Source organism: Streptomyces cyaneofuscatus (assembly GCF_000718135.1).
Classification (GTDB): Bacteria; Actinomycetota; Actinomycetes; order Streptomycetales; family Streptomycetaceae; genus Streptomyces; species Streptomyces cyaneofuscatus.
The window spans coordinates 626,932-653,367 of sequence record NZ_JOEM01000001.1 but is presented as its reverse complement, the minus strand read 5'-3'; the positions used below and the strand labels follow the sequence as shown (position 1 = coordinate 653,367).

Below are 26,436 nucleotides of genomic sequence, written 5' to 3'. Positions count from 1 at the left end.
CCCTCTCCATCTGGAGTCAAGACATGCCCCCCAAGGGTCGTCAGGGCGCAGCCAAGAAGGTGCGTCGCAAGGAAAAGAAGAACGTCGCTCACGGCCACGCGCACATCAAGAGCACGTTCAACAACACCATCGTCTCGATCACGGACCCCTCGGGCAACGTGATCTCCTGGGCCTCCGCCGGCCACGTCGGCTTCAAGGGCTCGCGCAAGTCCACCCCCTTCGCCGCGCAGATGGCCGCTGAGTCGGCCGCCCGCCGCGCGCAGGAGCACGGCATGCGCAAGGTCGACGTCTTCGTCAAGGGTCCCGGCTCCGGCCGTGAGACCGCGATCCGCTCCCTCCAGGCCACCGGCCTCGAGGTCGGTTCGATCCAGGACGTCACCCCGACGCCGCACAACGGCTGCCGTCCGCCGAAGCGTCGCCGCGTCTGATCCGTCGCGGCCGGTGACGGCCGTGCGTCAGTAGCGTCCGGGTCCGGGCGGTACGCCTCATACGGGGCGTACCGCCCGTACCCTTGTTGCATCTGTCGGGCATCAAATAGTGGGTGCCCACGACTGAAGGACTCTCCCCATGCTTATCGCTCAGCGTCCGTCGCTGACCGAAGAGGTCGTCGACGAATTCCGCTCCCGGTTCGTGATCGAGCCGCTGGAGCCGGGCTTCGGCTACACCCTCGGCAACTCCCTGCGCCGTACCCTCCTCTCCTCGATCCCCGGTGCCGCTGTCACCAGCATCCGGATCGACGGGGTCCTGCACGAGTTCACCACCGTGCCGGGCGTCAAGGAGGACGTCACCGACCTCATCCTCAACATCAAGCAGCTGGTCGTCTCCTCGGAGCACGACGAGCCCGTCGTGATGTACCTGCGCAAGCAGGGCCCGGGTCTGGTCACCGCCGCCGACATCGCGCCCCCGGCCGGTGTCGAGGTGCACAACCCCGACCTCGTTCTCGCCACGCTCAACGGCAAGGGCAAGCTGGAGATGGAGCTGACCGTCGAGCGCGGTCGCGGCTACGTCTCCGCCGTCCAGAACAAGCAGGTCGGCCAGGAGATCGGCCGTATCCCGGTCGACTCCATCTACTCGCCGGTGCTCAAGGTCACGTACAAGGTCGAGGCGACCCGTGTCGAGCAGCGCACCGACTTCGACAAGCTGATTGTCGACGTCGAGACCAAGCAGGCCATGCGTCCCCGTGACGCCATGGCGTCGGCCGGTAAGACCCTGGTCGAGCTGTTCGGTCTGGCGCGCGAGCTCAACATCGACGCCGAGGGCATCGACATGGGCCCGTCCCCGACGGACGCCGCTCTCGCCGCCGATCTGGCTCTGCCGATCGAGGAGCTGGAGCTCACGGTCCGTTCGTACAACTGCCTCAAGCGCGAGGGCATCCACTCCGTGGGTGAGCTCGTGGCCCGTTCCGAGGCGGACCTGCTCGACATCCGCAACTTCGGTGCGAAGTCGATCGACGAGGTCAAGGCGAAGCTGGCCGGTATGGGCCTCGCGCTGAAGGACTCGCCTCCCGGCTTCGACCCGACCGCCGCCGCCGACGCCTTCGGCGCCGACGACGACGCGGACGCCGGTTTCGTGGAGACCGAGCAGTACTGAGTCGCCTCCCGGCTGGGGGTGCCCGGTTTTGAGGGTGCCCCGGGCCGGGGCTGAGGCTTTGTCCTCAATCGCCGGATGGGCTGAATGTGGCTGATGTCCGGCAGCTATGACTTCCGTGAGGCGTCCGCTTCACGGGAACTGACACCGGTACCTGATACGGCCGGTGCAGCACACAAGGAGAATCACCATGCCGCGTCCCGCAAAGGGTGCCCGTCTGGGCGGCAGCGCCGCGCACGAGCGTCTGCTCCTCGCCAACCTGGCGAAGTCGCTGTTCGAGCACGGCCGCATCACGACGACCGAGGCCAAGGCCCGCCGCCTGCGCCCCGTCGCCGAGCGCCTCGTCACCAAGGCGAAGAAGGGCGACATCCACAACCGTCGCCTGGTGCTGCAGACGATCACGGACAAGAGCATCGTCCACACGCTCTTCACCGAGATCGCCCCCCGTTACGAGAACCGCCCCGGTGGTTACACGCGTATCACCAAGATCGGCAACCGTCGTGGCGACAACGCCCCGATGGCGGTCATCGAGCTGGTCGAGGCGCTGACCGTGGCCCAGCAGGCCACCGGTGAGGCCGAGGCCGCGACGAAGCGCGCGGTCAAGGAAGACGCCGCCAAGAAGGACGAGGCCAAGGCCGAGTCCACCGAGGCCGTCGAGGACGCCAAGCCGGTCGAGAAGGCCGACGAGGAGTCCAAGGACGCCTGAGCGTCTTAAGGACCACGGGACGGGCTCGCATCACCCTTCGGGGCGGTGCGGGCCCGTTCTGCTGACCGGAGGGGACAAGGAGATACGGGTGAGTGACGAGGCGGAGCCCGGTTTCGTACGGGTGCGGCTGGACCTGTCGTACGACGGCAAGGACTTCTCCGGCTGGGCGAAGCAGACCAGCCGGCGCACGGTGCAGGGCGAGATCGAGGACGCGCTGCGGACCGTGACCCGCTCGCCGGTGACGTACGACCTGACGGTGGCGGGCCGTACGGACGCCGGGGTGCACGCGCGGGGGCAGGTGGCGCATGTGGACCTGCCGGAGGCGGTGTGGGCGGAGCACGAGGAGAAGCTGCTGCGGCGGCTGGCGGGGCGGCTTCCGCTGGATGTACGTATCTGGCGTGCGGCCCCCGCTCCGGCCGGGTTCAACGCCCGCTTCTCCGCGCTCTGGAGGCGTTACGCCTACCGGGTCGGTGACCGGCCCGGCGGGGTGGATCCGCTGACGCGCGGTCATGTGCTCTGGCACGACCGGCCGTTGGACGTGGACGCGATGAACGAGGCGGCCGCGCTGATGGTGGGCGAGCACGACTTCGCCGCGTACTGCAAGAAGCGCGAGGGCGCCACCACCATCCGTACGCTGCAGAAGCTGAGTTGGGTACGGGACGAGGAGTCCGGCGTCCTCACCGCGACCGTGCAGGCCGACGCGTTCTGCCACAACATGGTGCGGGCGCTGATCGGCGCCGCGCTGTTCGTCGGCGACGGGCGGCGCCCGGCCGCCTGGCCCGCCGAGGTGCTGGCGGCGAAGGTGCGCGACCCCGGGGTGCACGTGGTGCGGCCGCACGGGCTGACGCTGGAGGAAGTGGCTTACCCGGCGGACGCGTTGCTGGCGGCCCGGGCCGAAGAGGCCCGGAACGTCAGGACGTTGCCGGGGGCCGCGGGGTGCTGCTGAGGCCGCGCGTCCTCAACGGCTGCGGCTGTACTCGGCCTTGAAGTGGCGGGCGAAGGCGATGACGCCCCACACGATCAGGACGTTGAGCAGTGCCCCGGCCCCGTGGAGCAGCGGGTCGAGGAGGTTGAACACGGTCTCCCCCAGGAGCGGGTCGTCGCCGAGCAGCACGGCCAGGGGGTAGAGCATGACCAGCAGGACGATGGCGCCCGGCCAGGCGGCCAGGGTCATCGGCGCCTCGCCGGCCTCCGGCTGTCCGGCGATCTCGTAGGCCAGGGCGGCGAGGGTGACCAGGCCGACGTAACCGGCGGCGACGAGGCGCGTCCTGCTGAAGGGGCCGAGGGTGCTCATGGCCCTTATTGAACATGTTCAGTTCTGTGGGGCGTCCACCGGCCCCCTGGGGAGAGGCCGCTACTGCCCGGCCTCCACCGCCTGCGAAGCCTGGACCCGGCCGCGCTGGTGGATCTGGCGGAAGACGAAGTTCGTCAGGTCGTCGCCGACGGCGAACACGTTCTTGTCCTGGGCGGTGACACGGGTGCCGTCGGTGAAGCCGCCGACGGTGAAGTAGGCGTACCGCCCGTAGGAGTTGGTCGTGCGGCGGCAGACCGTACCGCCGCGGCAGAAGGTGGGCACGCCCGCGCCGCTGAGGGAGGCGAGGCCGCCCGAGGCCTCGTCGACCGTCTTCTTCGCGCGGGCCTCGGTGGCGAAGACCGCGATGCCGACGGTGACGGCCACCCCGTCCTTGCGGTACGTCGCGCGGATGAGCTGCTCGCAGCCGTTCTTCGTGAGGACCGCGCCGAGCGCGCCCTGGGTGCCGGTCGCGCAGGCGGTGGTGCGGTTGGTGGCGCCCTTGAGGTGGACGCGGTCACCCATGGCGAGCTTCGTGCCGGGGAAGAAGCCGTCGACGGTGATCGGGGCCTTGTCCTTGGCGGCGCTGGATATGTACTCCTTCGGGTCCGGCGGGGGCGGCGGTGCCACCGACGAGAAGGAGGGCGCGGGCGCCGAGGTGTCCTCGGGGAGCTCGGCCGGGGCGGGCAGTTCGCTCGCGCTGCCGGGCGGATCGCTCTTGCCGCCCGTGGTGACCACGGCGGTCGCCACGATCGCGCCGACCACGGCGGTGGCCAGCACCCCGCCGCCGATCATCAGCCACCGCTTGCGCCGGGTCCGCGCGGCGGACGCCTCGGCGAGCGCGGCCCAGTCCGGAGTTCCGCTGTCCCCCGGAGCCCCGTTGTCCCCTGGCCCCCAGGAGGGCCCCCCTTGCCATGAACTCATGCGCGAATCCTAGGCGGTACGTAATCCGGTTGGGCCATCGGTTCGCTGCCCGTGACAATGCTCTGTATGGGACATCTTGAAGCGGGCCACCTGGAGTACTACCTACCGGACGGGCGGGTGCTGCTCGGCGACGCCTCGTTCCGGGTGGCCGACGGCGCCGTCGTCGCCCTCGTCGGAGCCAACGGGGCGGGCAAGACGACCTTGCTGCGGCTCCTGTCCGGTGAGCTCCAGCCGCACGGCGGCACGGTCTCGGTGAGCGGCGGGCTCGGGGTGATGCCGCAGTTCGTGGGGTCGGTGCGGGACGAGCGGACCGTACGTGACCTGCTGGTGTCCGTGTCGCAGCCCCGGATCAGGGAGGCCGCGCAGGCCGTCGACGCGGCCGAGGAGCGCATTCTCACCGTCGACGACGAGGCCGCGCAGATGGCGTACGCGCAGGCGCTCAGCGACTGGGCCGAGGCGCGCGGGTACGAGGCCGAGACGGTCTGGGACATGTGCACGATGGCCGCGCTGGGTGTCCCGTACGAGAAGGCGCAGTGGCGTGAGGTGCGCACGCTCAGTGGCGGTGAGCAGAAGCGGCTGGTGCTGGAGGCGCTGCTGCGCGGGCCGGACGAGGTGCTGCTGCTGGACGAGCCGGACAACTACCTGGACGTCCCTGGCAAGCGGTGGCTGGAGGAGAAGCTCAAGGAGACCCGTAAGACGGTCCTCTTCGTCTCCCACGACCGGGAGCTGCTGTCCCGGGCCGCCGAGAAGATCGTCAGCGTCGAGCCGAGCGCGGCGGGCAGCGATGTGTGGGTGCACGGTGGAGGCTTCGCCACGTACCACGACGCGCGCAAGGAGCGGTTCGCGCGGTTCGAGGAGCTGCTGCGGCGGTGGCAGGAGGAGCACGCCCGGCTGAAGGCGCTCGTCCTGCGGATGCGGCAGCAGGCGGCGAACAGCCCCGACATGGCCAACCGCTACCACGCGATGCAGACCCGCTTCAAGAAGTTCGAGGAGGCGGGACCGCCGCCGGAGCCGCCGCGCGAGCAGGACATCCGGATGCGGCTGCGCGGCGGGCGGACCGGGGTGCGGGCGGTGACCTGCAAGGGGCTGGAGCTGACCGGGCTGATGAAGTCGTTCGACCTGGAGATCTATTACGGGGAACGGGTCGCCGTCCTCGGCTCCAACGGGTCGGGCAAGTCGCACTTCCTGCGGCTGCTGGCGGGGGAGCCGGTGACGCACACGGGGGAGTGGAAGCTGGGGGCGCGGGTCGTGCCCGGGCACTTCGCCCAGACCCACGCGCACCCGGAGCTGCTGGGGAAGACGCTGGTGGAGATCCTCTGGTCCGAGCACGCGAAGGACCGGGGCGGGGCGATGGGGGTGCTGCGGCGGTACGAGCTGGAGCGGCAGGGGGACCAGGCGTTCGAGCGGCTCTCGGGTGGGCAGCAGGCGCGGTTCCAGATCCTGCTGCTGGAGCTGGCGGGGACGACCGCGCTGCTGCTGGACGAGCCGACGGACAACCTGGACCTGGAGTCGGCGGAGGCGTTGCAGGACGGGCTGGAGGTGTACGACGGGACGGTGATGGCCGTGACGCACGACCGGTGGTTCGCGAAGTCGTTCGACCGGTATCTGGTGTTCGGGTCGGACGGGGTCGTGCGGGAGACGTCTGAGCCGGTGTGGGATGAGCGGCGGGTGGAGCGGGTGCGGTGACCTTGGCGGTCGGCGGCGGTGGGGGGGTGCGGTTTCGGGGGGCCCTGCGGCGCCGTTGCGGGGGCGCTGCCCCCGGGCCCCCGCGCCTCAAACGCCGGCGGGGCTGAACAGATCGCCTCAAACGCCGGTGGGGCTGGGGAGGGTGCGGTGGGACTGGAAGGGGCGCCAGGGTCGTTTTGACCCGGGTGGGGGCTCCCCGGTAGTGTCGAGGTTTGTTATGCGTATCGGCTTCGGCGTTTTCGTACGAGAAGCCCTTACGTAGGTTCTCTGGAGCAGTTACCAGTGGCTCGCATACGGGCGGTGTCCCGGCAGTGTGAGCCCCAGCTGCATGATCGCTTCAGGGGTGCCATGTGTTGTCTGGACCTCATCCACTGAAGAAGCGAAGGCTACGAAGTGCGTACGTACAGCCCCAAGCCCGGAGATGTGACGCGCCAGTGGCACATCATCGACGCTCAGGACATCGTCCTGGGCCGTCTGGCCACCACGGCTGCGAACCTCCTCCGAGGTAAGCACAAGGCGATCTACGCCCCCCACATGGACATGGGCGACTTCGTCATCATCATCAACGCCGACAAGGTTCACCTGTCGGGCAACAAGAAGACCCAGAAGATGGCGTACCGCCACTCGGGCTTCCCGGGCGGTCTCCGTTCGGTGCGCTACGACGAGCTTCTCGCGAAGAACCCCGAGAAGGCCGTCGAGAAGGCCATCCGCGGCATGATCCCCAAGAACACCCTGGGCCGTCAGATGATCTCGAAGCTGAAGGTCTACGCGGGCGACCAGCACCCGCACGCTGCTCAGCAGCCGGTCCCGTTCGAGATCACCCAGGTCGCGCAGTAGTTCCGGCCACCCCCTAAGACATACAGAAAGATCTGAGGAGCATCGTGGCCGAGACCACTGTTGAGACCCCCGTCGAGGGCACCGAGGGCGAGGAGACCTTCGCCGAGGTGACCACCTTCGAGTCCGAGGTCCCCGTCGAGGGTGAGTACACCTCCGAGTCGCTCGCGGGCCGCTTCGGCGACCCGCAGCCCGCGGCCGGCCTGGGTCGTCGCAAGAACGCCATCGCCCGCGTCCGGATCGTTCCGGGCACCGGCAAGTGGAAGATCAACGGTCGCACCCTTGAGGACTACTTCCCCAACAAGGTGCACCAGCAGGAAGTCAACGAGCCCTTCAAGGTGCTCGAGCTCGACGGCCGCTACGACGTCATCGCCCGCATCTCGGGTGGCGGCGTCTCCGGCCAGGCCGGCGCCCTGCGCCTCGGTGTGGCCCGCGCGCTGAACGAGGCGGACGTGGACAACAACCGCGCCACGCTGAAGAAGGCCGGCTTCCTCTCCCGCGACGACCGTGCGGTCGAGCGCAAGAAGGCCGGTCTCAAGAAGGCCCGTAAGGCCCCGCAGTACAGCAAGCGCTAAATCGCCTGCTCGTCTGCATTACACGAACGCCCCGGCGGCACACTCCGTGCTGCTGGGGCGTTCGTTTATCGGGCCCCGCAGGCGTATAACGGCATGAGACGTTCATCGGCCCGCACGCGCGTACCTCTCCCGCCCGGGCCGTGTCATGCCGCCTGCCCGGCCGTTTTGCTGTTTTCGTAGTTGTGGTTGTTTAGTTTCGCTTTGCTTTGGTTTTTGTGGTTTCTGAGCACCTCGGAGGACACCAGTGGGACGACTCTTCGGTACGGACGGAGTGCGCGGTGTCGCCAACGCGGATCTGACGGCCGAGCTCGCGCTCGGGCTCTCGGTCGCGGCGGCGCACGTACTAGCCGAGGCGGGCACCTTCGCGGGCCATCGCCCGACCGCCGTGGTCGGCCGCGACCCCCGGGCCTCCGGAGAGTTCCTGGAAGCCGCCGTCGTGGCCGGTCTGGCCAGCGCGGGCGTGGACGTCCTGCGGGTCGGAGTGCTGCCGACGCCGGCCGTGGCGTACCTCACCGGCTCGCTCGGCGCCGACATCGGCGTGATGCTCTCCGCCAGTCACAACGCCATGCCGGACAACGGCGTCAAGTTCTTCGCGCGCGGCGGCCACAAGCTCGCCGACGAGCTGGAGGACCGGATCGAGACGGTCTACGAGCAGCACCGCACCGGTGAGCCGTGGACCCGCCCGACCGGCGCGGGCGTCGGCCGGGTCACCGACTACACCGAGGGCTTCGACCGGTACGTCGCCCACCTCATCGGCGTCCTCCCCAACCGGCTCGACGGGCTGAAGGTCGTCCTGGACGAGGCGCACGGCGCCGCCGCCCGGGTCTCGCCCGAGGCGTTCGCCCGGGCCGGGGCCGAGGTCGTCACCATCGGTGCGGCGCCGGACGGCCTGAACATCAACGACGGCTGCGGCTCCACCCACCTGGAGCTGCTGCGCGCCGCCGTCGTCGAGCACGGCGCCGACCTCGGCATCGCCCACGACGGCGACGCCGACCGCTGCCTCGCCGTGGACGCGGCGGGCGAGGAGGTCGACGGCGACCAGATCCTCGCCGTCCTGGCCCTCGCCATGCGGGAGGCCGGGCAGCTGCGCAAGGACACCGTCGTCGGCACCGTGATGTCGAACCTCGGCTTCAAGATCGCCATGGAGCGCGAGGGCATCCAGCTCGTCCAGACGGCGGTCGGCGACCGTTACGTCCTGGAGTCGATGAAGGCCGAGGGCTTCGCGCTCGGCGGCGAGCAGTCCGGCCACGTCATCGTCCTGGACCACGCCACGACCGGCGACGGCACGCTGACCGGCCTGATGCTGGCGGCCCGCGTCGCCGCCACCGGCCGGAGCCTCGCCGAGCTGGCCGGGGTCATGCAGCGCCTGCCCCAGGTGCTCATCAACGTCCCCGACGTCGACAAGTCCCGGGTGACCACCTCCTCCGAGCTGGCCACCGCGGTCACCGAGGCGGAGCGCGAGCTCGGCTCCACCGGCCGCGTCCTGCTGCGCCAGTCGGGTACGGAGCCGCTGGTACGGGTCATGGTCGAGGCCGCCGACATCGAGCAGGCGCGCGCGGTCGCGGGCCGGCTGGCCGATGTCGTGAAGTCCGCGCTGGGCTGAGCCGCCGCCTCATCGGCGTACGGAAAGCCTTATCGGCGTACGGAAGCCCCCGGCGTGCTCGCCGGGGGCTTCTGCGTGCGCCGGACCTTCCACAGCGCCTTCTCCAGCAGCAGCGTCAGCGTGCCCGCGAGGACGATCCCGCCGAGGTTGGCGAGCAGCTGCTGGCCCGAGCCGATGGTCTGCTGGTAGTCGGAGTAGCTGAAGGCGACGGCCGCGTTGGCGGCGGCCGGGACCGTCGTCACGGAGATGGCCACGCCGATCAGCGCCCCGGACTTCGCCGAGGTGAGGGAGAGCGTCCCGGCGATGCCCGCCAGGAACGCCACGACGAAGGACATCCAGTCCGGTTGCCAGATGAACCCGGTGATCGGCCTCTCCGCCTCGATCATCGACTTCTCGAACAGCCCGGCCGAGTCCAGCAGCCAGGCGAACCCCGCCGTGATGGCCATCGCCAGCGCGAAGCCGCCGATCAGCGCCCAGAGGGAGCGCGCCACCAGCCGGGGCGCGCGCTGCACGAGGGCCGTGGAGACCCCGGCGAGCGGGCCGAACTCCGGGCCGACCGCCATCGCGCCCACGATCAGCACCGCGTTGTCCAGCATCACTCCGCAGGCGGCGAGCATCGTGGCGAGGGCGAGGAAGGAGACGTACGTGATGGAGAACGTCGACTCCTCGTGGGTCGCCTCCGTCAGCTCCTCCCACAGCACCGCGTCCGCGCCGTCGCCCGGCGCCTCGTGTTCCGCCTTCTCGGCGCGCGCGGAGAGCGTGAGGTCCAGGTGCTCGACGCTGATCGCCCCGGACTCGTCGATGCCCAGGCGCCGGAGCTGCCCGATCAGCTCGTCGCCCGCCTCCCGCGCCACGTCGCACATCACCACGTCCCCGGCCGGGGAGCGGGCCGCGCCGGGCAGGACCACGAGGTGGGCCGTGCCGACGGTGGACTCCAGCAGGGTGACGACCTCGTCGGTGGTCGCGGCGGGCACGATGAGACGCAGATGCAGCACGCGGCACGCCTTCCCCGGAGGTGTCAGAGTTTGCGCAGGGAGAGCTTCTGGACCTTGTGGTCCGGTCCCTTGCGGAGGACCAGGGTGGCACGGCCGCGCGTCGGAGCCACGTTCTCCATCAGATTCGGCTTGTTGATGGTCCGCCACATGGTGCGCGCGTAGTCCAGCGCCTCCTCCTCGGAGACCTGGGTGTACTTGCGGAAGTACGAGGACGGGTCCTGGAACGCCGTGTCGCGCAGCTTGCGGAAGCGGCTGAGGTACCAGGTCTCGATGTCGTCGGCGCGCGCGTCCACGTACACGCTGAAGTCGAAGTAGTCCGCCAGCCCGACCCTGGTCCGCCCGTCGCGGCCCGGCAGCGCGGGCTGGAGGACGTTGAGCCCCTCCACGATGAGGATGTCCGGGCGGCGGACGGTGAGCCGCTCGCCGGGGACGATGTCGTAGATCAGGTGGGAGTAGACGGGCGCGGTCACCTCGTCCTTGCCCGCCTTAATGTCCGCGACGAACCGGGTCAGCGCCCGCCGGTCGTAGGACTCCGGGAACCCTTTGCGCGAGGTCAGCCCGCGCGCCCGCAGCTCCTTCATCGGCAGCAGGAACCCGTCCGTGGTCACCAGCTCGACGCGCGGGTGCTCGGGCCAGCGGGCGAGCAGGGCCTGGAGGATACGGGCGCTGGTGGACTTGCCGACGGCGACACTGCCCGCGACCCCTATGACGAACGGGGTGCCGCGCTGGGCCCCGTGCCCGTTCCCGGCGTCCCCGAGGAAGGTGTTCAGCGCGCCGCGCAGCCCGGACGTGGCCTGGACGTACAGGTTGAGCAGCCGGGAGAGCGGCAGGTAGACGTCCCGCACCTCGTCCAGGTCGATGACGTCCCCGAGCCCCCGCAGCCGCTCCACCTCCTCGGCGGTCAGCGGCAGCGGGGTCTTGTCCCGCAGGGCGCTCCACTCGTCGCGCGAGAGGTCGACGTAGGGGGTCGGCGCATGCTCGGTGCGGCGCTGCGGGCTCCGTGCGGGCGAAGTGATCACCCTTCATTGTTGCGGGAGTTTTAACGGAGTGGGGGGTGGGGTCGGTCACGTGGGTGTCCGTCCGTGTCCGCCCGTGTCCGTACGACGGCCGCGGGCCCGGTGTCCGCTCCCCTGTGCCGGACACCGGGCCCGCGCCCGGGCTTGGTGGGGGCCATGCGGTCAGGGCTTCTCGCCCTCGGCGTCGACGACGGCGGCGTGGGTGCGGGCGATGTCGATGAGGACGTCGCCGGGCTCCCGCTGCTCGGCCGGCTCCTCGTCGTTCCCGACGGTGCCGAACGACTCGACGACGACCTCGCGGGTGCCCGCGTAGCCGTAGTCCACGGGGTCGATCAGGAGATCGGTCCGGGTGAACTCCATGTGCTCCTGCCGGACCACCGCGATGACCTTGGGTCGGTGGATGTCGGTCACCCCTGTTGCCCGCAGCGGCCGAAAAGGTTCACGGGACTTCCGGTCCTGTTTGTAACATCGCGGGCCGCCCGGGCGTGTCTATGACAGGAAGCGGCGGACGGAACGACGGCGGTTCCCGCACGACCTCACCAGCAGGACCTCGATTTAACGACCCCGATTTAACGACCACAGTCAGGATCAGGATGTCGAAGGAAGCTGAGTTCGACGCCTTCTACGCGGCGACGGCCAAACGCCTGGTCGCCACCGTCTACGCGAGATGACCGGCGACCTGGCGGAGTCCGAGGACGCGGTCCAGGAGGCGTACGCACGGGCCTGGCAGCGCTGGGACCGGCTGACGCGCGAGGGCGACCCGCTCCCGTGGGTGCGGACCGTCGCGTCCCGGCTCGCGGTCAGCGCCTGGCGCCGCACCCGCAACCGGCTCCGCGCCCAGCTGCGCCACGGCCCCGTGTCGGACGACCCGGGCCCGTCCGGGGCCTTGGGCGACCGGGCCGCACTGGTGGCGGCCCTGCGCGAGCTGAGACCGGACCAGCGGCGGGCGGTGGTGCTGCACCACCTGCTGGATCTGCCGGTGGAGGAGGTGGCCCGGGAGACGGGCTCCACGAGCGGAGCGGTGCGGACCCGGCTCAGCAGGGCCCGTAAACAACTGGGCGAGCGGCTCGCCGACATGGACACGTACGAGGACGAGGGGATGGCCCGGCATGGCTGACATCGAGGAACTGCTGACCGACACCCCCGTGCGGCTCGCCCCGGCCGCGGCGATCCGCGCCCGCGGCGACCGCCGCCGGACCGGCCGGCGGGCGGCCGTGGCCGTGGTGGCGGTCGTCGCCGCCGGGGCGATGGGCCTCGGTGTGTGGGGGGGGGCCTGGTGCTGCCGGACGAGTCGGGCGGTGCGGACGTGGCCACCGTGGGGCCGAACCCGTTCAAGTCCGACGGGGTGGTGCGCGCCCTGGACCCCTCGGTGCTGCCCGGGCACGAGGTCCTGCGCTGGAAGACCTTCGAGGGGGAGTGGGAGGGCGAGTCCGACACCGCCCCCCTGCCGGAGGCGGGGCTGGGCAGCACGTGCGGGACGTGGTCCGGTGACCTGGACCTGCCGCTCGGAATGCAGTACACCCGCCTGTACGCGGGCAAGGACGGCGCCCGCGCCCGGTACCGCGTCTCCACGTACGGGACCCGGGCCGAAGCCGCCAAAGCCGTGGAGCAGCTGGACAAGACACTCGTCGGCTGCGGGGTGGAGAGGGCCGTGGGGGAGCCGGACGGCGAGTACACCGGGGTGACCGAGGGCACGGGGGACCAGCTCAACGTCACCGTGACGTCCTGGGGGACGTGGGTCGGGGTGGTGGAGGTCCAGCTGCCCGCGGAGAGCCGGGACAACTGACCCGGCGGCCCCGGCCCGGCCCGGGCCGGGGCCGCCGCATGGAGCGGTGGCCACCCGACCGGGGGGCGGGTGGCCACCGTTCTCCTCGTGTCCCGTCGCGTTCCGTCGCGGCGGGACCCCAGGGCTCGCGCAGGGGCACGGTCGCTCAGGAGGCGGTGTTCAGCGTCAGGCCGTAGTAGCGGAGCAGGTCGTCCAGCGGCTGCATCCAGCTGGCGCCGCTGCCGAAGCTGCCGTCGCAGCTGAGGTCGCTGGAGCCGGAGGTCACGCCCTGGGCCTGGCCCTGGTTGGTGATCCAGGCGCCGCCGCTGTCGCCCTTGTGGATGCAGACGGTGGACTTGGCCAGGCCCTTGACCAGGGTCTGCGGCTGGCCCGGGTCGGTGTAGGTGACCGAGTGGTTGTAGCTGCTGATGGTGCCGCAGGTCCACCGGGTGGTCGCGCCGGACTTGCAGACCGTCGAGCCGACGGCGGCCCGCTGGCTCCCCTTCACCGGGGTGTCCGCCACGACGCGCCAGCCGCCGACGGAGGTGGTGACGGAGTTGCCGGAGCTGATGGCGGCGATGCCCATGTCGACGCTGTCGTAGCCGTGCGCGAAGCGGGTGTAGGTCCCCTTGGCGAACTGCGACCCGTTGAAGTACAGGGTGTCCAGGCCCTTGATGCAGTGGCCGGCGGTGGCCAGGTACTGCCGGCCCTGCTGGTCCCGGGCACCGAAGCCGACGGAGCAGTAACCGCCGTTCACATCAGAGGTGTTGATGTTCATCTTGCTGCCGGGCGCGATGGCGGCGGCGGCCTGCGGGGCGCCCTCCGTCGTGGTCTCCACGGTGACGGCCGAGCCGTGGGAACGCGCCGCGGCGACGAAGGCGCGGCTGGTGGCGTCGTCCGTGTCGCGGACGGTGACGACGACCCTGTTGCTCACCGGGTCGACGTGCCACGACTCCACACCGGCCGGGAGCTTCCTCTCGGCGAGCCGGTCGAGTTCCGCTTTGATCCGGTCGAGCGCCGAGGGGGCGCGGGCCGGAATGCGGGCGGCGAGCCCGGCCGCCTTCACCTCGGCGGCCTGCCGTGCGGTGGCGACGTCGACCGTGAGGGTGCCCCGGGCGTCGAAGTACGCGCTCCTGGTGGGCACTCCGGACGTGCCGAGGCGCTCCAGGGTCTTCTGCTGGGCTCTCTGGCGGTCGAGCTTCCGCTCGGCCTCCGCGACGGAGACGCCGAGGGAGTCGGCGAGCGCCTTCACCATGCCGGTGGGCTGTGTACGGGTGGACGGGGCGGGGGTCGGGTCCGTGGTGGCGGGCTGTGCGGCGGCCGCCATGCCTCCGGTCAGGGCCACCGCCGCGACTATCGCGCCGATCGACAGAGTCCTGCTGATCTTGTTCATGTCTTCTCCTGTGGGGGCGGGTCAGTTGCCGGTGGCGGCGGTCAGGGACTTCGTCGCGTCGGCGAGGCCGGCACCGCAGCCGCCGGAGCAGGATCCGGGCAGGCTGCGCGCGTTGTTCTTGACCGTCTGCTCGATCTGGGCGGGGGTGAGGGACGGGGCCTTCTGCTTCAGCAGCGCCGCCAGTCCGGCGATATGGGGAGTGGCCATGCTGGTGCCCTGGTAGGAGGCGTAGCCCTCGCTGCCCACCGAGCGGGTGCCCTTGTTGATCGTCGACCAGATGCCGTCGTCGGCCCGTTGGGCGGTCTCGCCGCCGGGGGCGGTGACGTCGACGGCCGTGCCGTAATTGGAGTAGGCGGCGCGGTTGCCCTCGCGGTCGGAGGCGGCGACGCTGATGACATTCGCGCAGCCGGCGGGGCTGTAGGCGGAGGCGTCGGCGTTGTCGTTGCCCGCGGCCACGACGACGGAGGTTCCCCGGCCCACGGCGGCCTTGATGGCGGTGTTGTAGGCCTGGTCGCAGGTGAACTCGCCGCCGAGGCTCATGTTGATGACCGCCGCGGGGTACTTGTTGGCGGGTACTCCGGACACCGTTCCGCCCGAGGCCCAGGTGATGGCGTCGATGATGTCGGAGGTCGATCCGCCGCACTTGCCCAGGACCCGGATCGGCTGGATGTTCGCCTCATGGGCGACGCCGACCGTGCCGTACCCGTTGGCGGTGGCCGCGATGGTGCCGGCGACATGCGTGCCGTGCCAGGAGTTGTTGGTGTCACGGGCGGGGACCGGGTTGCCGTTGCGGTCCTTGCCGCACTGCCCGCGGTTGACCCAGTCCCCGGTGTCGGAGGGGTCGTTGTCCCGGCCGCCGCCGTCCGTGGCCGTCCAGGAGTCGGAGATGAAGTCGTAGCCCGGCACCAGCCTGGAGCCCAGCTCGGTGTGCTCGGTGATGCCGGTGTCGATGACCGCCACGGTGACGCCCTTGCCGGTGGCCTGCTTCCAGGCCGAGGGCACGTTCATGCCGGCCTGGGACTCGTAGAGGTCCCACTGGTAGCGGTATTCGGCCGGGTCGACCGCGGTGGGGTGTACGCGGCGGTCGGGGACGACGTAGGCCACGTCCGGGTCGGCCCGGAAGGCCGCCATGGCCTCCTGCGTGTCCTGGGGCTTCTCGGTCTCGGGCAGGTCGACGAGGGCGGCGCCGGTGCCCAGCCGGCGTTGGAATGAGATGCGCTCGCCGGTCTCGGCGGCCTTGGCCTTGACGTCCTTCACGAACGCCGTGTTCGAGGTGGCCTCGTCCGCGTGGGACTTGTACCCGACGATGAAGCGCTGGGCCGGCTCGGTGGAGTCGGCGGACGCGGGGGCGGAGGTCTGGGCCGGGCCCGTGGGGTGGGCCGTGCCGGAGGATCCGGCGAAGGCGACGCCGGTGCCCATCACCGCGACGACGGTGGCGAGCGCGACGGATATGCGGAGGGGGGTGAAGCCGTGCACGTCGGTTCCTTTCGGTCCGTTCGGGCAGGCCGCACTGCTCGAACGGTGCATGACAAAAACAGCAAGGGGGGGGTGGCGCATGCGTAAGGACATCGCGGCACTCGCATGCTCAGATCGCGGGACCCCGGTGGGACGGGGGCCCGTCGTGGTACGGCTGATCGCTATGGGGTGCGAGTGATCGACCGATGGGGGAAACCTACGAACGCGGCACCCGCATGACTATCCGGATGCCGCGTATACGGACCCCTATTTAATTCGCCGTCCGTTCACCTTCCTGAAGGCGTCGCAAATTCCGGCGCTCCGGAAATCCTGCCCCGGGTGAAAAAACTGGAACTGTTCACGTGGGCGCAGAGGAAAGCGCGCCGGTAACGTGTGCGGCGCCGCCCCGCATCCGTGCCCGGCATGTTTTCGAAAGTTTCTTGCGTATCCGTGGATCCGCTCCCCGGATGTTCTCCGGAGCAGGGGGGACGTAGGTTCAGGCGTCGGCCGCCCGGCCACGGGTGTGCGGAACGAGCTGCGCGCGTGCTTTCGGAAGTCCCAGCCGAAAGGGCGTCGCGTCCTGCTTTTCGAGCAGTCGGCGGGGCGTACTCCGCTGTCCGCCCCACCGCCGGGAGCTCGTCCGCACACCCGCCCCCGCGCACGCTGACAAAAGGTGTTCAGCCCGCTGTTGTCCGTCGAGGACCAGTGATCTAATTGTTTTTTCCAGGAGGCATGAAAGAGGTCCCGTGGCGCTGTCCGGGCCACCTGGACGCATCCGGGCCACCTGGGACGGACGAGAGCGAGGGCGGCGACGTGATCACGACGGGTGGTTCGGCCCTGCGGTCCCTGGTGCGTGCTCTGCCCGGCCCGGACGCCGATCCGGTGCTGATGTTCGTCGAAGGCGCCGCCGGGGAGGGGAAGAGCCACCTGCTCAAGGAGCTGGCCGACCTCCGGGGGCCGGCCGATCGTCGAGGGCCGGCCGATCCGCCCGGGGTGCCGGACCTGGCCCCCCTGTGGTGGCGGTGCGGAACCGAGGGCGGGCCGCCCGAGGAGGACGAACACCGCCCGGAGCCGGCCCTGTGGCTGGTGGACGACGTGCACCGGGCGGACGAGGACGAGCTGCGGCGGCTGCGCCGGGTGCTGGAGGGGCTGGAGCGGGGCTCGGCGGCCGTGGTGACGTACCGCCCCGAGGAGCTCCCCGTGCCCGGCCTCCCGCTGGGCAGCCCGCCGATGACGTATCCGAACCGGCCGACGGTGCTCAGGAACCGACTGGCGCCCTGGGACGAGGAGCGCGTCCGCAGGGCCGCCGCCGAGGTCCTGGGGGAGAGCGGCGGCTGTACGGACGAGGCCGTGACCAGGGTCCACGAGCGCACCGGTGGAGTGCCCCGGGTGGTCGTCGACCTGCTGGCCATGGTGCGGGGACAGTGGCCGGCCTTCACCGGCACGGCCGCCGAGGTGGACGCGGCCGGGGTGCCGCCCCGGCTGGCGGAGCTGGTCCTGAGCCGCACGCACGCCCTGTCACCGGAGCACCGGCCGGTGGTCTGGGCGGCCGCCGTCCTCGACGGGCCCGTCGGCCGGGAGGAGCTGATCGCGGTGTCGGGGCTCGGGGCCGCGACGGGGAACAGCGCCCTGCTGCGGGCCCTGGAGAGCGCGGCCCTGGCGGAGCCGGCCGAGGGCCGCTACGGCTTCGCCGTCCCGCTGGCCGCCTCCGCCGTACGGGCCACCGTGCCCGGCCCCGTACGCCAGGATCTTCACCGGCGGACGGCGAACGTGCTCAGCCGCAGGCACCCCGTGGCCTGGGCCGCCGTGGCCGGACACCACCGGGCGGCCGGCGACGGCCCCCGATGGCTCAGAGCGGTGGAGAGGGCGGCCGAGTCGGCGGAGGAATCCGGCCGGCACCAGCAGGCGATCACGCTCCTGGAGCGGACGCTGGCCACGCCCGACATCCCCCCGCAGGCCCGCGCCCGGCTGGCGCCGCTGCTGGCCCGCAACGCGGTGACCGGACTCCGCTCGGACCAGACCGTGGACGTGCTCGCGCAGATCGTGCAGGACGCGGCCCTGCCCCCGGCCGTACGGGGAGAGCTGCGGCTCGACCTGGGGCTGATGCTCTGCAACCAGATGGGCCGGTTCCCGGAGGGGTGGCGGGTGCTGGAGATCGCCGCCGCCGAACTGCGCGACGTCCGCTCCGCCCTGGCCGCACGCGCCATGGCCGCACTGGTCCTCCCGTACCACCCCGGGGTCTCCCTCGACGTCCACCAGGGCTGGCTGATCAAGGCCGTGGCCGCCGCGGACGACAGCGGGGACGAGGCCATGCGTACGGCGGTCCTGGCCAACCACGTGGGGCTCGCGATGAGCTGGGCCGACCCCGAGGCGTGGGAGCTGGTGGCGAAGCTGCCCGTGGAGAGCACGGACCCCGCCTGCGCCCGGCAGGCGGCGCGCGGTCTGTGCAACGCCGCGGACTCGGCTGTCTGGCTCGGCTTCTACGGGCGGGTGGACGACCTGCTGACCCGAGGGCGCGAGCTGTCCGCGCGGACCGGCGCGCCGTACACCGAACACAGCGCGCTGGGGACGCTGCTGCTCCAGGCCTGGTGGACCGGCCAGTGGCTGGGCCTGGCCGAGCGGTGCGAGGAGTTCATCACGACCACCGCCGACATGCCGCTCATCGCCTCCGACGCCTACCTCGTACGCGGCCTGCTCGCCGTCGCCCAGGGGGACTGGGGGGAGGCGAAGTCCTGGCTGTTCCAGCGGGGCACGTTCGGGACCGAGAATCTGCCCGTGCCCCTGGGCGCGGCGGCGGCCGGGGCCCTGATCCGCCTGGCGCTGGCCCGGCAGGAAGTGAGCGTCGCGGCGGAGCAGGCGCGGTCGGCCTGGAAGGTGGTGGCCGAGAAGGGAGTCTGGCCCTGGGCCGCGGAACTCGCGCCGTGGGCCGTGGAGGCGCTGGTGCGCGCGGGCGACAGCGGCACGGCCCACACCATGGTCCGGAACTTCGCCCAGGGCCTCGGCCGCTGTGACGCGCCCGCCGCGAGGGCGGCGCTGGTGTGGAGCCGGGCCGTGCTCACCGAGACGGACGCGCCGGCCCGGGAGCGGCGCGAGGGACTGCTGGAGGCCGCGAAGCTGTACGGGGAGGCCGCGGCGGCCTATGCGGCGCTTCCGCGCCCCTACTCCCAGGCACTGGCCACGGAGGGTGCCGCCCGCTGCGTACTCGCGGCGGACACGGAGGGGGCGGGGGGCCCGGCCCCGGAGACGGAGGGGGAGTCGGCGGAGGCCGCCGCTTCGCCGCCCCCCGTATCCGACGACCCCGGCACCCTGGCGGCGCTCACCGACCTGGAGTCCTGCGCCCAGCGCTTCACCGACCTCGGGGCCGTCTGGGACGCCGCCCGGGCCAGGGCCCTGCTGCGTACCCGGCAGCCCGCCAGGAAGGGCCGCCCGCCCGGCCGCCCCTCGCACGCCGACCAGCTGTCGCCCCGCGAGGAAGAGGTGGCGCAGCTCGCGGTCTCCGGCCTCACCAACCGGGAGATCGCCGCGACCCTGCACCTCTCCCCGCGGACCGTGGAGCAGCACATCGCCGGAGCGATGCGCAAGACCGGCGCGCTCTCCCGCCGCGACCTGGGGCGCGGACGGCCCTGATCCGCCGGACCCACCCCGGCTCACCGGCCGGGCCCGATCCCTCCCTGAGCCGGGAAGGTTCCTCCGTGAGCCGGGGAACTCCAGAACGCCCTGTCGTGCTCCCAGACGACCACCGTCGCAGCCTCCCAGTCGAGCACCCAGCCGGAACGCATCCCGCGCGCCCCCCAGCCGTCCGGACGCCGGCGCGGGATCGCGAAGCCGGCCTCGCGTGCGGCGACCGCCGCGTCACAGGCCTCGCGCGCTATGCGCAGGGCGTCCGACTCGGTCTCGGCGGCCCCGGTGAAGACATGCAGGCCGCACCGCTCGGGCTGCACGGAGTTCCTGGTGGGGACATCGACCTGGAAGTAGAGCTTGGTCATGGCGCCATCTCCTCGGGGGTCGCGGTCTTCATGCCCTACCGGAGCGGAGTGCGAGTGACTCGCGCCGGCGGAGCCGCGTTCCCTCGCGTCGGAATCGACCGCTGACGGGTCATTCCAACGTACGGAGCACACCCGGCCCTGAATATCCGGGGCGGGCCGATCACCTATACGTATCCGGGCGGCGGGCAGAGGCGAGGCCGCGCGGTGCGGTGCTATGCGGTGAGGGAATGGTGAAGCCGTATCCGTGATCTCGGCCTACGGATGGAAACACCCACGGGCTGCCCTTAGGTTCCAGCCACCGATGGCACAGCACCCCTGTCATTGCCATGCCCATGGACCAAGGAAGCATGAGCACTTTCATGAAACTCGCCCGTCTCGGAATCGCAGCAGGGTCTTTCGTTCTTCTCTTCACCAGCGGTTGTCAGCTGCCGCAGACGGGAGCCGGGACCGGGGACGAAAGACCGATCGTCATCGGAACGGCCAGCAGCCTGACAAGCCTCGATCCCGCCGGGGTGTACGACAACGGTTCCTGGGCGGTCTTCAGCAACATTTACCAGGGCCTCCTCAGCTTCGGCCCGGGATCACCCGTCCCGAAACCGGACGCGGCCGAGTCCTGCGCATTCACCAGCGCCTCCCTCACCGCCTATCGATGCAAAATGCGGGGCGACCTCACGTTCTCCAGCGGGAATCCCCTCACAGCGGCGGCGGTGAAGCGGTCGTTCGATCGCATTCTGCGCATCCGCGACCCGCTGGGGCCCGCGCCCCTGTTCGCCAACCTCGTCTCCGTGGAGGCCCGGGGCCCCCTCGTGACGTTCCACCTCGCGACCGCCGACGCCACCTGGCCGTCGAAGATCGCCACGGGGGCGGGTTCGATCGTCGACCCGGCGGAGTTCCCGGCAAACCGGCTGCGGGAGGAGAAGAGCGCCTCGGGGTCGGGCCCCTACCTCCTTGCCTCCTACGAGGAGGGGAAGTCCCTCACCCTCGAACCCAACACCGCTTACAGAGGCGCCGTGACCACGAAGGGAGTTCCGGTCGAGGTCCGCTATTTCGAGACCTCGCAGGAGGTCGAAGAGGCGTGGAACGCCCGAACGGTCGACATCGCCTACGCGGGACTTCCGGCCGCCACCCTCGCGGGGATCGACCCCGGCGACGAGGACGTACGCCTCTCCGTCGGAGACAGCGCCGAGGCGCACTATCTCGTGCTGAACCTGAATTCCCCGCGCAAGCCCTTAGGGAATGTCGCGGCCCGCAGAGCCGTCGCCGCCCTCCTCGACCGGGGACATCTGGCGGGCGAGGTCTTCAAACACACGGTGACGCCGCTGTATTCACTCGTTCCGCAAGGCGTCGCCGGACACAGCACGGCATTCTTCGACCGCTACCCGGAGGCCGACCCCGCCTATGCGGCGCAGCGCCTGCGATCCGCCGGAATCACCACTCCGGTACGCATCAAACTGGGCCACCAGCCCGGTATCGCCGCCGTCGAGGCGCGTGAGCTGAAGCAGCAGTTCGAGAAGGACGGTCTGTTCCGGGTCGACCTGGTCGAGGAACGCGACTTCACCGCCTACCAGAAGCGCTGCCTGAAAGGCGAGTTCGATATCCACCTCTACCAATGGGTGCCGGACTTCCCCGACGCGGACACCTTCGTCCAGCCGCTGGTGGGCACCGGGAACGTCCTCGCCAACGGCTACGCATCGGCCGAGGTCGACCACGTCATCAGGGACACGCAGCGGTTCACCGATCGCGGCAGAGCCATGAAGCAGTTCCGGGCGATCCAGGCCACCGTCGCGAAGGACGCCCCGCTGATCCCGGTCTGGCACCGGCAGCGCCAAGTGGTGACGCGCTCAGCGGTCCTGGGCGGGCATCGCCTTGCCGAGGACGCGGTCTGGCGTCTGTGGGAGCTTCGCTGGCTCTGAGGCGTGAGGACGGTCGAAGTTCGGCGGTTCCACCGGGTCGCGGCAGCCGCGACCCGGTGGACCGGGACGCGGCTGGCCGCGACGTGGTGGACCGGGACGCGGCTGGCCGCGACGTGGTGGACCGCGACGAGGTGGACCGCGTCGTGGCCGGCTGCGACGTAAAAGCTTTTGATTACTTGCTTTTGATTACTGGGGAAATAACCCAACCCAACCCTGACGGCCGTCGGCTACCCCTGGACGCGCGAGAGCGCGCGTATGCGCGCGAGGGCGCCGTCACTCACACGGGTGGACTGTGCCAACCGGGCTGGATTTTGGCCCTGTTGGCGGGCATATGCTCACGCTGACCACCACCACAGACATGAGACGGCCCCCGGCCGGGACTGGCATCCCGACCGAAGGCCTGACCACCGAGGAAGATAACGGCTTCCCAATGGGTACCCAGCAGATTAGCGCGCCCCTGCGCGCCCCGTCCTCCGGCGTCGTCCACATCAACATCCGCCTCACCGACGGCTACTCGATCATCTCCAACCGCCTCTCCCAGCACCGTGACCTGTCCCTGCTGGCGATCGGCCTCGGCACCCGCATCCAGTCGCTGCCCGCCGGGAAGCGCATCGGCATCAAGGTGCTCGCCGCGATCTTCCCGGAGAGCGAGGCGGCCATCGCGGCCGGCCTGCGCGAGCTGGAGCGGCACGGATTCCTGCGCCGCACCCGGGAGCGCGTGCGGGGCGGCCGGGTGGCCACGCGCACGGAGTCGTACAACCACCCGGAGGCGGCGGCCCGGCGGGCGGACCCGGCTCCCGTACGAGAGCCTGAGACCGAGCCGGTACCGGAGCCGGAGGCCGAGCCGGTACCGGAGCCTGAGGCCGAGCCGGTACCGGAGCCCGAACCCGTACCGGAGCCTGAGGCCGAACCCGTACCGGAGGAACCCGCCCCCGCGCCGCGGCTCGTGCCGCCGCCCACCGCGCCGAAGCCGCCGCCCCCGCCGTTGCCCGGTCCGTGCCGTCCCACCGAGGCGCTGTACGCGGCGGCGGCCGACCTGCTGGCCGGGCTGCGGCGTACGGCGCCTGTCTTCGTCCTGTCCGAGGAGGACGTGCGGCGGCTCGTTCCCGGCGTCGCGGCCTGGCTGGAGCGGGGGATGCGGCCCGAGGCCGTACGGGAGGCGCTCACCGATGACCCGCCCGTACCCCTCCGGCACCCCGCGAAGCTGCTGCGCCACCGCCTGTCGCGCTTCTCCCGCCGCCGCTGTCCGTCGCGGCGCCGGTCATCCCCCTCCAGAACTGCGAGGACTGCGACCGGGCGTTCCGGTCACCGGTGGCGGGGGTGTGCCGGGGGTGCGGCGACGCCCGTGCGGAGGGGGCCGAGCCGTTCGCCCTGAGCGCGTGAGAGAGAAGAGGAAGTCAGTGATGCCTGCACGTGTGAACCGGGTGGATGCCCGGCGAGGGCCTGTCGATGCCGCCCAGCTTTATCATGGGCTCCGACGGGTCGTGACCGTCACCAGCGGAGAGGTGCATGCCATGAGTTCTGCGGATTCCGAGCAGCCGATCCACCCGCCGGCCCGCCCGCGACAGACGGTCGAGGAACTGTTGGCTGCGAAGGGGACACGACCGATCGCGTCCCTGGACGACCTCACAGCCGAGACTTTCGGGACGGACGAGGAGGTCGAGGAGTTTGTGGCCTTCACCTACTCCGAGCGCCGACGCGACGTCGCCTGAGCCGCCGGTATGCAACCTGTTGTCCTGGATACGGATGTCAGCTCGCTGACCCATAAGGGCAGGCTCACCGGCCCCCTCGCCACACGGCTGATCGGCCGGAGACCCCTCATCACCTTCGTCACCCTCGGCGAGCTGACGCAGTGGGCGGAGATCCGGAACTGGAGCGGCCCGCGCCGCCAGGAGCTTGCCGACTGGATTTCCGCGATTCCCGTCCTGCCCGCTGACGAGGCGGTGGCCGCGACCTGGGGCAGGCTCTCTGCGGCAGGACGCAGAGCCGGGCTGCCCCAGCCGGTCAACGACATGTGGATCGCAGCCTGCTGCCTCACCTACGACCTGCCTCTTGCGACGCTGAACCTGAAGGACTACGCGTATTTCAGGGAGCACCACCGGCTGCGCATTCTTGGTGAGCAGTAAGGGGGTGCCAGGAGTGCCGCAAGGTCCGTGCAGGCCATGTCGCCCCCCGGATCAGTCCGGTCCGGGTGCCGAAAGAAAGTTTCGGGCGGCGTGTCGATCGGGGGCCGTCCCGTTCGTCGTCATCGTGTAAGGCGACCCGCACCCGGCGGGCGCTCCACACAGGTGACAGGAGTCGGACCATGAAGTACATGCTGCTGATCCACAGCGGGGCCGTCGACGAGCAGGGCGGGGCGCCGCAGTGCACCGTCGAGGACTGGATGGCCTACGACAAGGACGTACGCGACGCGGGCATCCTCGTCTCCGGCGAGTCGCTGGCCGATCTGGTCACCGCGACCACCGTGCGGGTCTCGCCGGCGGGGGAGCGGACCGTGACGGACGGGCCGTTCGCGGAGACGCGGGAGCTGCTGGGCGGGTTCCTCGTGATCGACGTGCCGGACCTCGACGCCGCCCTCGACTGGGCGGCCCGCTGTCCCGGTGCACGCGACGGCGGCTCGGTCGTCGTCCGGCCGGTCGCGGACTTCGGGGGCTGAGAGCGGTGGTGGAGGAGGGCGCGGTGCCGGGGGAGGCGCAGGTTGCCGTCGAGGCGGTGTTCCGGGAGGAGCGGGGGCTGCTCCTCGCCTCCCTCGTACGCCGGTTCGGGGATCTCGACCTGGCCGAGGAGGTGACGTCCGAGGCGATCGAGGCGGCCCTGCGCCACTGGCCGGCCGAGGGCGTTCCCGCCCGGCCCGGGGCGTGGCTGCTGACGACCGCGCGGCGCAAGGCGGTGGACCGGTTGCGGCGGGACCAGGCGTACGCCGCGCGGCTCGCCGTCCTCCAGGCCGACGCGGAGCGGGACGAGGCCGTCCCCGCCCCGTCGGGGGCCGGTGAACTGCCGGATGAGCGGCTTCAGTTGTTCTTCACCTGCGCCCACCCCGCCCTCGCCGCCGAGGACCGTACCGCCCTCACCCTGCGCTGCCTCGCCGGGCTCACCACTCCCGAGGTGGCGCGGGCCTTCCTCGTGCCGACGGCGACCATGGCCCAGCGGATCGTGCGGGCGAAGAGGAAGATCCGCGAGGCCCGGATCCCCTTCCGGGTGCCCGGTCCCGACGAGCTGCCGGAGCGGCTGCCCGGGGTGCTCCAGGTCGTCTACTCGGTCTTCACGGAGGGGTACGCGGCCAGCTCCGGCCCCCGTCTCCAGCGGCTCGACCTGGCCGAGGAGGCGGTCCGGCTGGCCCGGATACTGCACCGCCTGCTCCCCGGTGAGCGGGAGGCGGCCGGGCTCCTCGCTCTGCTGCTCCTCGTCCACGCCCGGCGCGGCGCGCGGACCGGCCCTGAGGGGGAGCCGGTGCTCCTGGAGGACCAGGACCGGGGGCTCTGGGACCGGGGGATGATCGAGGAGGGGCGGGCCCTGGTGGTGCGGGCGCTGACCGGGGGGCCGGCCGGGCCGTACGGGGTGCAGGCCGCCGTCGCCGCCCTGCACGACGAGGCGGCGGACGTGGAGTCCACGGACTGGGCGCAGATCGTGGCCCTGTACGACGTGCTGCTCACCCTGACCCCGTCCCCCGTGGTCGCGGTGAACCGTGCCGTGGCGGTCGCGATGCGCGACGGGCCGGGTTCGGGGCTGGCGCTGCTCGACGCGTTGGGCGGTGAGCCCCGGCTGCGGGCGTACGGGCCGTACGCGGTGGCGCGGGGCGATCTGCTGAGCCGCCTGGGGCGGGGCGGGGAGGCGGCCGCGGCCTATCGGGAGGCGCTGGAGCTGGCGGGCACCGAGCCGGAGAGGGCGGCGCTGCGGCGGAAGCTGGGGGAGGGGCGCGAGGGCGGATGACGCTCCCGCACCTCCCGCCCGGGGTGCTTCACGTCGAGTCGACGGGGTTCGCCGTGGAGGTGACCGCCGGCCCCGGGTCGCGCAGGCCGTGAACTCGGCCCTGGGTCGTTGCGCCGGCCCAGGGCCGTGGCTTCAGCCCTGGACCGTGGCCTCAGGCCTGGACCGTGGCCTCAGGCCTTGACCGTGGCCTCAGCCCTTGACCGTGGCCTCAGCTCTTGACCGTGAACCCGGCCGCCTTCGGGGCGAACGTCGTGCCGCCGTTCTCCGCCGAGGCCAGGACACCCACGTGCCACGCGCCGTTCGGTGATTCGGCCGCCTCGGCGCTCGTCACCTTCACCGTGTACGTGCAGAGCGCGGCCTTGTCCCCCGAGGACCCCGACGGCTCGCAGGCGGCCGACTCCACGTGCGCCATGTCGTCCGCGTCCGGGGCGGGCGTCATGCTCGCGGGCCAGGCCAGCACCTTCAGGTTCCGGACCCCGGTGTCATCCGACACCTCGGCGGTGAAGGTGAGCGAGCCGTCCTTGTCCGCGGTCGGTGCGACGTACGCGGCGGAAGCCTTCGTCACCTCGGGCCCGGTGCTCCCGCTGCCCCCGGTCTCCCCGGCGAAGGCGTAGGCGCCCGCTCCCGCCAGCAGGGCGGCACCGGCGAGGGCCGAGATGGTGACGGCACGCTGGGACATGTGAGCTCCTCGGTGAAGTGATGGCCGGTCAGGTCATCGGTTGATCGCTGCGCCGTGTCCATGGTGGAGCGACCGGAGGGCCCGGGCGTGGGTGCGCG

Annotated in this window: 24 protein-coding genes and 2 pseudogenes; 17 read left to right on the top strand and 9 right to left on the bottom strand. The window is 71.3% G+C overall.

The window, feature by feature from the left end; genetic code table 11:
- Window positions 1-23: 23 nt before the first annotated feature.
- The 4 genes from rpsK to truA all read left to right on the top strand — a co-directional run bounded on the left by rpsK (window position 24) and on the right by truA (window position 3,239).
- Window positions 24-428 (top strand): 30S ribosomal protein S11, encoded by a 405-nt coding sequence (rpsK, locus tag IF17_RS0103090; protein WP_003956432.1) that lies wholly within the window; start codon window positions 24-26, stop codon window positions 426-428.
- A gap of 139 nt (window positions 429-567) precedes the next feature.
- Window positions 568-1,590, top strand: a complete 1,023-nt coding sequence (locus IF17_RS0103085; protein ID WP_003966937.1) for a DNA-directed RNA polymerase subunit alpha — start codon at window positions 568-570, stop codon at window positions 1,588-1,590.
- Between the two features lie 187 nt (window positions 1,591-1,777).
- Window positions 1,778-2,293 (top strand): 50S ribosomal protein L17, encoded by a 516-nt coding sequence (gene rplQ, locus IF17_RS0103080; RefSeq protein ID WP_030561896.1) that lies wholly within the window; start codon window positions 1,778-1,780, stop codon window positions 2,291-2,293.
- Between the two features lie 88 nt (window positions 2,294-2,381).
- On the top strand, window positions 2,382-3,239 hold the full coding sequence (truA, locus tag IF17_RS0103075; protein ID WP_030561894.1) for a tRNA pseudouridine(38-40) synthase TruA: 858 nt from the start codon (window positions 2,382-2,384) through the stop codon (window positions 3,237-3,239).
- 12 nt (window positions 3,240-3,251) lie between these two features.
- Here the strand turns inward: truA and IF17_RS0103070 are convergent, their stop codons facing one another.
- Window positions 3,252-3,587 (bottom strand): hypothetical protein, encoded by a 336-nt coding sequence (locus IF17_RS0103070; RefSeq protein WP_030561892.1) that lies wholly within the window; start codon window positions 3,585-3,587, stop codon window positions 3,252-3,254.
- 60 nt (window positions 3,588-3,647) lie between these two features.
- Window positions 3,648-4,508, bottom strand: a complete 861-nt coding sequence (locus tag IF17_RS0103065; protein WP_078615769.1) for a hypothetical protein — start codon at window positions 4,506-4,508, stop codon at window positions 3,648-3,650.
- Between the two features lie 66 nt (window positions 4,509-4,574).
- On the opposite strand from IF17_RS0103065, the gene IF17_RS0103060 reads away from it, so the two are divergent.
- From IF17_RS0103060 to glmM, 4 genes are all read left to right on the top strand, one after another.
- Window positions 4,575-6,194 (top strand): ABC-F family ATP-binding cassette domain-containing protein, encoded by a 1,620-nt coding sequence (locus IF17_RS0103060; RefSeq protein ID WP_078615767.1) that lies wholly within the window; start codon window positions 4,575-4,577, stop codon window positions 6,192-6,194.
- Between the two features lie 393 nt (window positions 6,195-6,587).
- Window positions 6,588-7,031: a 50S ribosomal protein L13 gene (gene rplM / locus IF17_RS0103055; RefSeq protein WP_018510581.1), complete on the top strand. Its 444-nt coding sequence runs from the start codon at window positions 6,588-6,590 to the stop codon at window positions 7,029-7,031.
- A gap of 44 nt (window positions 7,032-7,075) precedes the next feature.
- The gene (rpsI, locus tag IF17_RS0103050) at window positions 7,076-7,603 is read left to right on the top strand and encodes a 30S ribosomal protein S9 (protein WP_014154572.1); all 528 of its coding nucleotides are present in this window, start codon (window positions 7,076-7,078) and stop codon (window positions 7,601-7,603) included.
- Between the two features lie 244 nt (window positions 7,604-7,847).
- Window positions 7,848-9,206, top strand: coding sequence for a phosphoglucosamine mutase (gene glmM / locus IF17_RS0103045; protein WP_030561884.1), 1,359 nt, complete (start codon window positions 7,848-7,850; stop codon window positions 9,204-9,206).
- A gap of 29 nt (window positions 9,207-9,235) precedes the next feature.
- Here the strand turns inward: glmM and IF17_RS0103040 are convergent, their stop codons facing one another.
- From IF17_RS0103040 to IF17_RS0103030, 3 genes are all read right to left on the bottom strand, one after another.
- Entirely contained in the window at window positions 9,236-10,201 is a 966-nt protein-coding gene (locus tag IF17_RS0103040; protein ID WP_030561882.1) for a DUF389 domain-containing protein, read from the bottom strand.
- 23 nt (window positions 10,202-10,224) lie between these two features.
- Window positions 10,225-11,220: a type I pantothenate kinase gene (gene coaA / locus IF17_RS0103035; protein ID WP_030561880.1), complete on the bottom strand. Its 996-nt coding sequence runs from the start codon at window positions 11,218-11,220 to the stop codon at window positions 10,225-10,227.
- Window positions 11,221-11,379: 159 nt separating this feature from the next.
- On the bottom strand, window positions 11,380-11,628 hold the full coding sequence (locus IF17_RS0103030; RefSeq protein WP_030561878.1) for a hypothetical protein: 249 nt from the start codon (window positions 11,626-11,628) through the stop codon (window positions 11,380-11,382).
- A 182-nt stretch (window positions 11,629-11,810) separates the two neighbouring features.
- On the opposite strand from IF17_RS0103030, the pseudogene IF17_RS01000000136105 reads away from it, so the two are divergent.
- Both IF17_RS01000000136105 and IF17_RS0103020 read left to right on the top strand, forming a co-directional pair.
- Window positions 11,811-12,334, top strand: a pseudogene (locus tag IF17_RS01000000136105) (SigE family RNA polymerase sigma factor).
- Window positions 12,335-12,493: 159 nt separating this feature from the next.
- Window positions 12,494-13,003, top strand: a complete 510-nt coding sequence (locus IF17_RS0103020) for a hypothetical protein (protein WP_167344501.1) — start codon at window positions 12,494-12,496, stop codon at window positions 13,001-13,003.
- A 145-nt stretch (window positions 13,004-13,148) separates the two neighbouring features.
- Here IF17_RS0103020 and IF17_RS0103015 read toward each other — a convergent pair whose 3' ends face one another.
- A complete protein-coding gene (locus tag IF17_RS0103015) occupies window positions 13,149-14,375 on the bottom strand; it encodes a S1 family peptidase (RefSeq protein ID WP_030561874.1) in 1,227 nt (408 codons plus the stop codon).
- A gap of 21 nt (window positions 14,376-14,396) precedes the next feature.
- On the bottom strand, window positions 14,397-15,851 hold the full coding sequence (locus IF17_RS0103010) for a S8 family peptidase (RefSeq protein WP_051883857.1): 1,455 nt from the start codon (window positions 15,849-15,851) through the stop codon (window positions 14,397-14,399).
- 711 nt (window positions 15,852-16,562) lie between these two features.
- On the opposite strand from IF17_RS0103010, the gene IF17_RS0103005 reads away from it, so the two are divergent.
- Complete coding sequence (locus tag IF17_RS0103005; RefSeq protein ID WP_425315156.1) at window positions 16,563-19,457, top strand: helix-turn-helix transcriptional regulator; 2,895 nt, start codon at window positions 16,563-16,565, stop codon at window positions 19,455-19,457.
- Window positions 19,458-19,477: 20 nt separating this feature from the next.
- Here IF17_RS0103005 and IF17_RS0103000 read toward each other — a convergent pair whose 3' ends face one another.
- Window positions 19,478-19,816, bottom strand: coding sequence for a hypothetical protein (locus IF17_RS0103000; protein WP_030561868.1), 339 nt, complete (start codon window positions 19,814-19,816; stop codon window positions 19,478-19,480).
- Window positions 19,817-20,163: 347 nt separating this feature from the next.
- Between IF17_RS0103000 and IF17_RS0102995 the strand changes: the two genes are divergently transcribed.
- The 6 genes and pseudogenes from IF17_RS0102995 to IF17_RS0102970 all read left to right on the top strand — a co-directional run bounded on the left by IF17_RS0102995 (window position 20,164) and on the right by IF17_RS0102970 (window position 25,659).
- Complete coding sequence (locus IF17_RS0102995) at window positions 20,164-21,729, top strand: ABC transporter substrate-binding protein (RefSeq protein WP_342342149.1); 1,566 nt, start codon at window positions 20,164-20,166, stop codon at window positions 21,727-21,729.
- A 430-nt stretch (window positions 21,730-22,159) separates the two neighbouring features.
- Window positions 22,160-23,112 (top strand): annotated as a pseudogene (locus IF17_RS01000000136100) (hypothetical protein).
- A gap of 131 nt (window positions 23,113-23,243) precedes the next feature.
- Window positions 23,244-23,441, top strand: a complete 198-nt coding sequence (locus IF17_RS0102985) for a hypothetical protein (protein WP_030561864.1) — start codon at window positions 23,244-23,246, stop codon at window positions 23,439-23,441.
- Between the two features lie 9 nt (window positions 23,442-23,450).
- The gene (locus IF17_RS0102980; protein WP_030561862.1) at window positions 23,451-23,855 is read left to right on the top strand and encodes a type II toxin-antitoxin system VapC family toxin; all 405 of its coding nucleotides are present in this window, start codon (window positions 23,451-23,453) and stop codon (window positions 23,853-23,855) included.
- Window positions 23,856-24,034: 179 nt separating this feature from the next.
- A complete protein-coding gene (locus IF17_RS0102975) occupies window positions 24,035-24,385 on the top strand; it encodes a YciI family protein (RefSeq protein ID WP_030561860.1) in 351 nt (116 codons plus the stop codon).
- Between the two features lie 23 nt (window positions 24,386-24,408).
- Window positions 24,409-25,659 (top strand): RNA polymerase sigma factor, encoded by a 1,251-nt coding sequence (locus IF17_RS0102970; RefSeq protein ID WP_032771731.1) that lies wholly within the window; start codon window positions 24,409-24,411, stop codon window positions 25,657-25,659.
- Window positions 25,660-25,867: 208 nt separating this feature from the next.
- Here the strand turns inward: IF17_RS0102970 and IF17_RS0102965 are convergent, their stop codons facing one another.
- Window positions 25,868-26,338, bottom strand: a complete 471-nt coding sequence (locus tag IF17_RS0102965; protein ID WP_030561856.1) for a DUF5707 domain-containing protein — start codon at window positions 26,336-26,338, stop codon at window positions 25,868-25,870.
- Window positions 26,339-26,436: the final 98 nt, after the last annotated feature.

Coding starts and splice junctions, on each gene's coding strand:
- IF17_RS0103065 (WP_078615769.1), bottom strand. CDS start 4,508: ATGAGTTCATGGCAAGGGGGGCCCTCCTGGGGGCCAGGGGACAACGGG.
- IF17_RS0102975 (WP_030561860.1), top strand. CDS start 24,035: ATGAAGTACATGCTGCTGATCCACAGCGGGGCCGTCGACGAGCAGGGC.
- rplQ (WP_030561896.1), top strand. CDS start 1,778: ATGCCGCGTCCCGCAAAGGGTGCCCGTCTGGGCGGCAGCGCCGCGCAC.
- IF17_RS0103085 (WP_003966937.1), top strand. CDS start 568: ATGCTTATCGCTCAGCGTCCGTCGCTGACCGAAGAGGTCGTCGACGAA.
- IF17_RS0103015 (WP_030561874.1), bottom strand. CDS start 14,375: ATGAACAAGATCAGCAGGACTCTGTCGATCGGCGCGATAGTCGCGGCG.
- IF17_RS0102985 (WP_030561864.1), top strand. CDS start 23,244: ATGAGTTCTGCGGATTCCGAGCAGCCGATCCACCCGCCGGCCCGCCCG.
- IF17_RS0102995 (WP_342342149.1), top strand. CDS start 20,164: ATGAGCACTTTCATGAAACTCGCCCGTCTCGGAATCGCAGCAGGGTCT.
- IF17_RS0103005 (WP_425315156.1), top strand. CDS start 16,563: ATGAAAGAGGTCCCGTGGCGCTGTCCGGGCCACCTGGACGCATCCGGG.
- IF17_RS0103060 (WP_078615767.1), top strand. CDS start 4,575: ATGGGACATCTTGAAGCGGGCCACCTGGAGTACTACCTACCGGACGGG.
- IF17_RS0102965 (WP_030561856.1), bottom strand. CDS start 26,338: ATGTCCCAGCGTGCCGTCACCATCTCGGCCCTCGCCGGTGCCGCCCTG.
- IF17_RS0103070 (WP_030561892.1), bottom strand. CDS start 3,587: ATGAGCACCCTCGGCCCCTTCAGCAGGACGCGCCTCGTCGCCGCCGGT.
- IF17_RS0103000 (WP_030561868.1), bottom strand. CDS start 19,816: ATGACCAAGCTCTACTTCCAGGTCGATGTCCCCACCAGGAACTCCGTG.
- rpsK (WP_003956432.1), top strand. CDS start 24: ATGCCCCCCAAGGGTCGTCAGGGCGCAGCCAAGAAGGTGCGTCGCAAG.
- IF17_RS0102980 (WP_030561862.1), top strand. CDS start 23,451: ATGCAACCTGTTGTCCTGGATACGGATGTCAGCTCGCTGACCCATAAG.